Here is a 9,644-nt window from a genome sequence, read left to right on the forward strand (position 1 = left end):
ATCCCGGTTGTGACCCTGCACGGGTAACGAACAAGCAATAGCCATCAGTCTTAAATCTCTTGCGCCAGATCTCACTTTCCAGCGATTCCATGAGCGATGTTAGAGGTGTGTCAAATTTTTGTTATTTGATGATTTTAAAACACGCGTTTCGGTGCTTTATTAGTGAAAGTTTCAATTAACTTTAATATGAAACAAAAAAACTGCTCTGCGGCAACGCAGGCAGGGGATGGAAAAAGTAAAACAGTGGTTTGAATTTAAGATATTGTTTTGTATGAAATTATTCCGATGAAATGCTAATAAGAAAATAGTCATACACGAAATAGTAACCCCCTACATTTTACTAAAGTCGTCGGTCACGTTGAAGGAATGTAAAAGAAATTTTTCATTCGACGTCTCAGCCAGCCTTCGCATGCTAACGATAATAAGGGCTCCGCCATGAACGTGAAAAAAACAATTTTAGCGTCACTGTTAGTATGTATGTTACCTGTCACAAGTTTCGCCAAAGAAGTCCAGGTTGGTGTTTCTATGGCACTGTTTGATGACAACTTCCTGACCATTGTGCGCAATTCCATCAGCAAGGAAATGAAGAAAGAAAACGTTGACGGGCAGATCGAAGATGCCAAAGGCGACGTAGCCCAGCAGCTGCAGCAGGTGCAAAACTTTATCGGCCAGGGCGTTGACGCGATCATCGTTAACCCGGTTGATACCAACGCAGTAAAACCGATTGTTGACCTCACCACCAAAGCCGGCGTTCCGCTGGTGTTCGTTAACCGTAAACCTGCCACCGCCCTGACCGAAAAAATGGCCTATGTCGGATCGGACTCCGAGCTGGCGGGCCGTCTGCAGATGGAAGCGCTGGCAAAACAGATGAACTACAAGGGTAACGTGGCGATTCTGATGGGTGACCTCGCGAACGAAGCAACACGTGACCGTACCAAAGGCGTGAAAACCATTGTGGCTAAATATCCTGGCCTGAAAGTGGTGCAGGAGCAGACGGCGAAATTCACACGTAACGATGCGGTGGATGTTGTCAGCAACTGGATGACGGCGGGTGATGACATTCAGGCCATTGCCTCCAACAACGACGAAATGGCTATCGGTGCCCTGCAGGCACTGGGTAAAAACCCGAACAAAATCGTGATCGCGGGCGTGGATGGTACACCGGACGCGCTGCAAATGATCAAGAACGGCAAGATGGTTGCCACCGTGTTCCAGGATGCAAAAGGACAGGGTGAAGGTTCCGTACAGGCCGCCGTTAAGCTGGCAAAAGGTGAAAAAGTTGAGCAGAACGTGATGATTCCTTATCAGCTGATCACCAAAGAAAACTACGCAGAATTTACCAGCAAAAACCTGAAATAACCGTTGCCGATAACAGTTGTACGGAGGTGTTAAATGTCCGCATATGCGCTTGAAGCCGAAGGCATCAGCAAGTTTTTCCCGGGAGTTAAGGCGTTAAGCAACGTATCGCTGCGCGTCAAACCCGGAACGGTGCATGCTCTGATGGGTGAGAATGGCGCGGGCAAATCCACTTTAATGAAGTGCCTCATCGGGATTTATCGTCCCGATGAGGGACAGATTCGCATTAAAGGTGAGCCTGTGCAGTTTACCGATACGCTGGATGCACTGCGTTCGGGAATTTCCATGATCCACCAGGAGCTTAATTTGGTACCGCATATGACGGTCGCCGAAAATATCTGGTTGGGTCGCGAGCCGATGAAACTCGGCTTCGTCGACCACGGAAAACTCAATCGTTTGACCAAAGATCTGCTGGTTAAACTGAATATCCGTCTGCGGCCTGACCAGATGGTTGGCGATCTGAGCATTGCCTCCCAGCAGATGGTTGAAATCGCTAAAGCGGTGTCCTGGAACTCGGACATCGTGATCATGGACGAACCGACGTCGGCACTGACGGAAACCGAAGTGTCGCATCTGTTCGCCATCATCCGCGACCTGCGCGAGCAGGGTAAAGCCATCATCTACATTAGCCACAAAATGGATGAGATCTTCGCCATTACCGATGAAGTCAGCGTGTTCCGTGACGGTACCTGGGTGGCCAGTGATTTGACGTCGAGCTATTCACGTCAGTCGCTGATTACGCAGATGGTAGGGCGTGAACTGACCCAGCTGTTCCCGAAATTTGATGCCAACATCGGCGAAGATGTGCTGACCGTGCGTAATCTGACGCGCAAAGGCGTATTCCACGATGTCAGCTTTAACGTGCGCCGCGGGGAAATCCTCGGCGTGGCGGGACTGGTGGGTGCCGGACGTAGCGAAGTGATGGAGAGCCTGTTCGGCATGACCTCCATCGACAGCGGCGAAATTCTGATTGATGGCGTACCCACCACTATCGAATCCCCGGCATCGGCGATCGATAAGGGGCTGGCATTCCTGACCGAGGACCGTAAAAAGTCCGGCCTTTTCCTGGTGCTGTCGGTGATGGAGAACATGAGCATCGTCAAGATGACGAACTACAGCGCCAAAGCGGGCTTTGTTAATCACGGCGACATGGCGAAGGACTGTCTTGAGCAGATCCGTAAGCTGAATATCAAAACGCCGACAATGGACCAGATCATCAATAACTTGAGTGGCGGTAACCAGCAGAAGGTACTTATTGCACGCTGGCTGCTGGCCCAGCCCAAAATTCTTATCCTTGACGAACCTACCCGTGGTATCGACGTCGGTGCGAAGGCGGAAATATACCGTCTGATCAGCGAGCTGGCGAGCCGTGGCGTTGCCATCATCATGGTTTCTTCCGAACTGCCGGAAATTCTCGGCATGAGCGACCGGGTCATGGTCATGCACGGCGGGCGTATTACCGGCATCCTCAATAAAGAAGATGCTGACCAGGAAACCATTTTGTCGTTGGCGTCCGAGTAAGGGCGTAAGGTAAATAAAACATGAGTGATATGAAAATGACAACGCAACAGTCAACTGAAGCACCCTCATTCTTCAGTAATCTGAAAAGCAAGATGCCAAAAGATACCGGTATTTTCGTGGTAATGGTCGGTATCGCGCTGATTTTCGAAGCCTTTGGTTGGTATGTTCGCGACCAGTCATTCCTGATGAACCCTAACCGCCTGGTGCTGATTGTTCTACAGGTGGCTATTATCGGTATTATTGCCGTCGGGGTGACCCAGGTCATTATTACTACCGGTATTGACCTCTCGTCCGGCTCGGTAATTGCCCTCACGGCAGTGGTTGCTGCCAGCCTGGCGCAAACTTCTGAAAGCCTGTCGCCAATGTTCCCGTCGCTGGTGGATATGCCTGCGGCAATCCCCATCGGTGCGGGGATCGGGGTCGGCCTGATTTGCGGTATCGTCAACGGCGTGCTGATTACCAAAACCGGTATTCCTCCGTTTATCGCCACGCTGGGTATGATGGTTTCTGCCCGTGGCCTGGCACAGTACTACACGCAGGGTAACCCAATCAGCTTCCTGTCCGACGGCTTCACCGCTATCGGTCAGGGCGCGATGCCGGTGATTATCTTCCTGGTGGTGGCGGTCATCTTCCATATCGCTCTGAAGCACACTCGCTACGGCAAATATGTTTACGCTATCGGCGGCAACATGGTGTCGGCGAAGGTGTCCGGTATCAACGTTAACAAGTACCTGATCATCGTTTACACCATCGCCGGTGGCCTGTCCGGTCTGGCGGGTGTGGTACTGGCGGCGCGCGTCAGCAGCGGCCAGTCAAGCATGGGTCTGTCCTACGAGCTGGATGCGATTGCCGCAGCCGTTATCGGCGGCAGCAGCCTGATGGGCGGCGTAGGCCGCATCACCGGGACGCTGATTGGTGCGGTGATCCTCGGTCTGATTAAGAGTGGTTTCACCTTCGTGGGTGTTGATGCCTACGTGCAGGACATCATCAAAGGGATGATTATCGTGGCGGCGGTTTCTATTGATATGTACCGCAACCGTAAGAAGCGCTAATCGCAGCAGCACATTTTTGTTAGCTTGCAGGCCGGGGGATCGTTAAAGATCCCCCGGTTTTTTTGTTTTTATAGCGTGCCATAACACGGTTGTTACGCATTCCGGGAGTTATAAAATGCTGCACGACGGCGAAGGCGCGCTTTTTTTCTCACGTCTGGATTTCGTATTTTCAACATGTTATACCAAGTGAAAATAATCTTACTTTCCAGTAAAATTCCCCGTTAAAGATTGATACATTTCATCGCGTTCTGGAGTTACAGTGAAAAAAATTAATATCGGCTTTGTGAAAGCCAACTGGCATACAGAGATTGTGAGCAAGGCATTAGAGGGTTTCCGTCAGCGTATCGCTCAGGAAGACAACGTTGACGCCGTGATTAATGTGTTCGACGTTCCCGGCGCGTTTGAAATGCCGTTAGTTGCGCAAAAGCTGGCGAAAACCGGCAAGTATGACGCGATCGTCTGTGCGGCGCTGGTGGTTGACGGCGGTATTTATCGCCACGATTTCGTTGCGCAGGCGGTGGTTGATGGCCTGATGAACGTGCAGCTGGCTACCGAAGTGCCGGTGTTCTCCGTTTCGCTGACCCCGCATAATTTCCAGCCGGTTGACGAAATCGTGCAGTTCTACGATAAGCACTTTGTGAAAAAAGGCGCGGAAGCTGCGCAGGCCGTTTTAGCCATTACCAGCCTGGTGATTGAATAATTTTCATCTGCGGATGTCTTTAAATCGTTAAAGGCATCCGGCTACTGTCGTTAAAGCCCCGATTTATTCCTCAGTTTCCGACACTCATTCCATTTCTTTTCCATTTTAACGATCACCTCAGCCGGGCGGGCGAAACGCCGAAGCGCGTTCTGAAGCGTGCCGAAAAGCGCGCGGCGGAAAGATAGCCGCTGGCGTCGGCAATCTGCGTCAGCGGCCAGCGGGTGGTTTGCAGCAGGGTCATCCCGTGCTGTAGCCGCACCTCGCGCAGCAGCGCGTCAAACTTCAGATTCTCACCATTCAGCCTGCGCCGCAGCGTGGCTTCGCTCATGGCCAGCGCCTGACCGGCGATTTTCGTCGTCCAGCGCCGTTCCGGCTGCTGTTCCAGCAGTCGCCGCAGCCGTTCACCGGTGCTGTTACGCACCGGCGGGGAAAAGGCCAGTCCCTGTTCCGCCAGGCACTGCAGCAGATCGAACAGGCGAATTTCAAGCCGTGCATCGCTCAGGTTGTTTTCTTTAAGGCTTTCCAGCAGCGGGATCAGCGCTGGAACAACGGTACCGAAGGCCTGGGTGGTTCGCAGCGGGCTCGCTGAATTTTCAGCGGCGGCAGCTGCCGGATAAAGCTGGCGGAAGCGCTCGATCGTCGCTTCACTGACGGTAATAAACAGCGAGCGGAAGGGTGAACCGTCGGCGGCGGGCCGTTTATCGAGGTCAACAAACTGGCCGGGATTGACCAGCGCAAAGCCGTCACTGGGTATCAGCGTTACCGGACCGTGGGGAAACAGGAAGGTCAGGGTGCCGGAGAGGATCAGCAGCAGGGTCGGGCTGTGAAAATGGAACTCGGAAATGCGCTGCTGGCTGCGCATCTGCGAATGCGCGACGCCACACAGGCCGTCGCGCAGCCATGCCTGCCTGCCGGGCAGCGGCAGCACCGCCCCCGGCACCAGGGCAGCTGGCTGCTCATGATGATGTTGGGAAGGGCGGTGCGTCGTCATTGCGGTCAGCCTACGGCAGGGTTCAGGCTGTAAAGCCCGGTGATCTGCGCGCTGCCCAGCACGTCGGCTGCCGCGATTGCCGCCAGGACGTTAGCGCCGTTCAGCTCACCCGTCACGTTCAGCGTGCTGCTCGCCAGCGCGTAGACGGTGAAGACGTAGTGGTGCATCAGCTCATCATTCCACGGCGGGCAGGGGCCGTCGTAGCCGAAATACTGACCGCGCATGTTCTCATCGCCCGCGAACCAGGCGGTGTAATCATTCACGCCGTGGCGCAGCTCGTGCGGAGCGCTCGGGCCGGGCTTGCCGCGCGGGGTAATTGCATCGGACTGGGATCCGGCCGCAATGTCTCTGACGGTTGCCGGGATGTCCAGCAGCAGCCAGTGGTAGAAATTCACGCGCGGCAACGAGGCCGCCACCACTTTGCCTTCCTGATTGACGTTATCGCCAACGGAAGGCACATCCGGGTCATGGCAGACGATCGCGAAGGATTGAGTGCCTTCAGGGATATCCTGCCACGCGAGGTGCGGGTTACGGTTCGCGGAGAGGCGAATGTGGGTTTCGCTGTCGGCTACGGCAAAGGCGAATTCGCCGGGGATGCGCTGGCCGTCGGTAAAGCTGTCGCTGTAAATTTTCATGATCGGTCCCTGTTGATAAGCGGTTGTTAAAGTGTCGTTCGGATGGCGATCATCATATCGACAGCGAGGAAGGGATAACTTCCCGATCCGCTCAATGTTATTTCTTATAGCGTCATTTTGGTGGTAATGGGAGTTATTTTTGGGCGCTACAGGTCTTACAGCATTACAGCATTGCTGAGTTGCTGCATGATTTGAGTCTGCTCTATCGGTGCAGGCCGGGTTCTCGGACTCGGCGTGAACACCTCCCTGTGGCCTCGATTCGCGCATTCCTGCGCTCAACGGTCCGTGAACCCGGCCTGCACCGATTGCCCACTGGCTATGGTGTCGCTATTGGGCTGATACCACTGAAGGTTATGCACCCGGCTTTATCGGTGTCGCTGTCGGGCCAGGACTGGGGAATGGCCGGGGAGAGCGATTAATTTTTCTATAAATCCGCTGCTTTCTCATTCACGCTCTGCTACCTTAAAAAAATGATAAATATCCCCTCGGCGCCATCCCATTCAGCAATGATTATTATCACCTGCATGACTCAGGTGGGATAACACGCGTCATTTTCCCGCCGGTAAGGCGGGCCTTACCGGTAATCATCCAGTGAGGTCAGTTATGAACAGCAACACGCCAGAAAAGACAGAAAAAGCCACGCTCCATCTGCTATGTGGAAAAATCGCCTCGGGTAAATCCACGTTAGCTGACAAACTCTCCGCCTCTCCCGGCACTGTGACCGTCGGTGAAGATCGCTGGCTGGCTGCGCTTTATGCCGGTGAAATGCAGTCTGTAGCCGATTACGTACGATGTGCCGCAAAGCTCAAACAGGCGATGAAACCGCACGTGGTTTCATTACTGCAAAGCGGCGTTTCGGTGGTGCTGGATTTCCCGGCAAATACCCGGGCAAATCGTGAGTGGATGATGGCGATTGTCCAGGAGTCAGGTGCTGATAATCAATTGCACTATCTGAAAGTCTCTGACGAGGTATGCAAAGCGCGTTTACGCGCTCGCAACGCGGAAGGCTCACACGATTTTGCGGCGACGGATGCTCAGTTTGAGTTAATCACCCGCTATTTCACCGATCCCGCGACGGATGAAGGCTTTACGGTGATTGAGTACCGTTAATTATTGGCCTGGCTCCCCTTTACTGGCACTTCCAGGCAGGTAAGTGCGTGTTTGAAAATTCCGGGCGATGTGCTCTACCGTTAAGTAAGGAGTACGCAGGAAATATCACGGAAAAATAAAAACTCAGGGCTGGATTATCAGTTGAAGACGGTTTTGGATTTTCAGCGCATTTCTTAAAAGCTAACGTTGTGTCAGCATTAAAGGTCCGTTCTTTTTGACTTCGTGAATTTTTATTAACGGTGTTTTCAGGTTTTAAACACGCTAAGCGAAAGAGTAAAGGCTTTCTGGAATAAGGACCCGTTCCTGAGCTACAGACCGAATACAAGGAGAGTAATCATGAGCACCAATCCCGCGATAACTTTCAGCCACAGCCACCATCTGCTGGCGGTGAGAGGGTGTCAGCCTGAGCTTGATGTGCTGGCCTTCGAAGGCGATGAAGCCCTGAGCCAGCCGTTCAGCTACCGTATCGAGTTCACCAGCAGCGATCATGCCATCAGCAAAGAAATGATGCTGATGAAACCGGCCTCGCTGACCCTGCAGGCGCCGGTGGATCAGGGCTGGGGCATTAAAATTCAGCAGCCGGTGCGGGTGATTCAGGGCGTGGTGACGGGCTTTGAACGCCTCAGCACCTCCAGGGATGAAACCCTCTATGCCCTGACGCTACAGCCCCGGCTGGCGCTGCTCGACCGTTCCCATCAGAACGCCATCTATCAGGACATGTCGGTCCCGCAAATCGTCGAAAAAATCCTGCGCGAGCGCCACCGCATGCGCGGCCAGGACTTCCTGTTTTCACTGAGCAAAGAATATCCGCGCCGCGAGCAGGTGATGCAGTACGGCGAGGACGACCTGCACTTCATCCGCCGCCTGCTGGGGGAGGTGGGGATCTGGTTCCGCTTTACCGCCGACACGCGGCTGAACATCGACGTGGTGGAGTTTTACGATGGCCGTAAAGGCTATGAACCGGGCCTGACCCTGCCGTCGGTACCGCCGTCGGGCCAGCAGTCGGCGGGCGTGGATGCGGTGTGGGAAATGGCAAGCCATCACCGCGTGGTGGAAAAGCAGGTCAGCACCCGGGATTACAACTACCGCCAGGCCACGGAAGACATGAACATCCTGGTTGATGTCACGCGCGGCGACCCCACCACCTCGGGCGATGCCTACCATTATGCCGATAATTACCTGACGCCGGGCAGCACGTACGACCGCAATCCGGCGCCGGAGTCCGGGGCGTTTTATGCCCGCATCCGGCATGAACGCTACCTGAACGGCCAGACGCAGACCCGCGCCGTCACCAGCTGTCCGACGCTCTCACCGGGCCAGGTGCTGAAGGTCACCGGCGGTTATGAAGTGGCGGAGGTGTTTGCTCATGGCGTGCTCATCACGGCGATGCACAGCCACGCGCGCCGTGATGCGGACTTAACCGTCCATTTTGACGGTATCCCGGACAGCACCGGTTTCAGCTTCCGCCCGCAGCCCGGAATCCGTCCGGTGATGGCCGGAACGCTGCCTGCCCGCGTGACCAGCACCACGCCGAACGACCTTTACGGCCATATCGATAAGGACGGTCGCTACCGGGTCAACATGCTGTTTGACCGGGATAACTGGGAGACGGGATTCGAGAGCCTGTGGGTGCGCCAGTCCCGCCCGTATGCGGGGGACACATACGGGCTGCACCTGCCGCTGCTGGCGGGAACGGAAGTGGCGATAGGCTTTGAGGACGGTAACCCGGACCGTCCCTTTATCAACGGGGTGCTGCACGACTCGGCGCACGGCGACCACGTCACCATCCGTAACTACCGGCGCAACGTACTGCGCACGCCGGCGAACAACAAAATCCGCCTCGATGATAACCGCGGGCAGGAGCACATCAAGGTCTCGACGGAGTACGGCGGCAAAAGCCAGCTGAACCTCGGCCACCTGGTGGACAGCGAACGGAAGCCGCGGGGCGAAGGCTTTGAGCTGCGGACGGACAGCTGGGGGGCGATACGGGCGCATAAGGGGATATTTATCTCGGCGGACGGCCAGCCGAAGGCACAGGGTGAGGTGCTGGAGATGGGGGCGGCGCTGAGCCAGCTGCAACAGGCACTGAGCCGGGCAGAAGCCCTGAGCAGCGCCGTTGAAGCAGCTAAAGCCGAACTGGCCGATATCCAGACTCAGAAGGCGCTCCTGCAGCAGACGCTGAGCGGGTTGAAACAGTCCGCACTGTTACTCTCCGCCCCGGACGGCATAGCCCAGAGTACGCCGAAAAGCGTACAGCTGTCAGCGGGTGAAAATGTTAT

Annotated in this window: 8 protein-coding genes; 6 read left to right on the forward strand and 2 right to left on the reverse strand. The window is 55.0% G+C overall.

Annotation, left to right across the window (positions count from 1 at the left end):
- Positions 1 to 435: 435 nt before the first annotated feature.
- From EC836_RS11560 to EC836_RS11575, 4 genes are all read left to right on the forward strand, one after another.
- The gene (locus EC836_RS11560) at positions 436 to 1,359 is read left to right on the forward strand and encodes a sugar ABC transporter substrate-binding protein (RefSeq protein WP_123333123.1); all 924 of its coding nucleotides are present in this window, start codon (positions 436 to 438) and stop codon (positions 1,357 to 1,359) included.
- Positions 1,360 to 1,392: 33 nt separating this feature from the next.
- Complete coding sequence (locus EC836_RS11565; RefSeq protein WP_123333125.1) at positions 1,393 to 2,877, forward strand: sugar ABC transporter ATP-binding protein; 1,485 nt, start codon at positions 1,393 to 1,395, stop codon at positions 2,875 to 2,877.
- Between the two features lie 20 nt (positions 2,878 to 2,897).
- Positions 2,898 to 3,929 (forward strand): ABC transporter permease, encoded by a 1,032-nt coding sequence (locus EC836_RS11570; protein ID WP_123333127.1) that lies wholly within the window; start codon positions 2,898 to 2,900, stop codon positions 3,927 to 3,929.
- Between the two features lie 259 nt (positions 3,930 to 4,188).
- Positions 4,189 to 4,629, forward strand: a complete 441-nt coding sequence (locus EC836_RS11575; protein WP_123333129.1) for a 6,7-dimethyl-8-ribityllumazine synthase — start codon at positions 4,189 to 4,191, stop codon at positions 4,627 to 4,629.
- Between the two features lie 112 nt (positions 4,630 to 4,741).
- Here EC836_RS11575 and EC836_RS11580 read toward each other — a convergent pair whose 3' ends face one another.
- A complete protein-coding gene (locus tag EC836_RS11580) occupies positions 4,742 to 5,620 on the reverse strand; it encodes a helix-turn-helix transcriptional regulator (RefSeq protein ID WP_123333131.1) in 879 nt (292 codons plus the stop codon).
- Between the two features lie 5 nt (positions 5,621 to 5,625).
- Positions 5,626 to 6,255 (reverse strand): YbhB/YbcL family Raf kinase inhibitor-like protein, encoded by a 630-nt coding sequence (locus EC836_RS11585; RefSeq protein WP_123333133.1) that lies wholly within the window; start codon positions 6,253 to 6,255, stop codon positions 5,626 to 5,628.
- A gap of 603 nt (positions 6,256 to 6,858) precedes the next feature.
- Between EC836_RS11585 and EC836_RS11590 the strand changes: the two genes are divergently transcribed.
- Together EC836_RS11590 and EC836_RS11595 are read left to right on the forward strand one after the other, a co-directional pair.
- Positions 6,859 to 7,365 carry an ATP-binding protein gene (locus EC836_RS11590; protein WP_123333135.1) on the forward strand — a complete coding sequence of 169 codons (507 nt, stop codon included), beginning with the start codon at positions 6,859 to 6,861 and terminating at the stop codon, positions 7,363 to 7,365.
- 336 nt (positions 7,366 to 7,701) lie between these two features.
- The coding region (locus EC836_RS11595; RefSeq protein WP_148050369.1) for a type VI secretion system Vgr family protein at positions 7,702 to 9,644 on the forward strand (1,943 nt) is incomplete at its 3' end.

The sequence above is a fragment of the Erwinia sp. JUb26 genome, from assembly GCF_003751505.1.
Classification (GTDB): domain Bacteria; phylum Pseudomonadota; class Gammaproteobacteria; order Enterobacterales; family Enterobacteriaceae; genus Erwinia.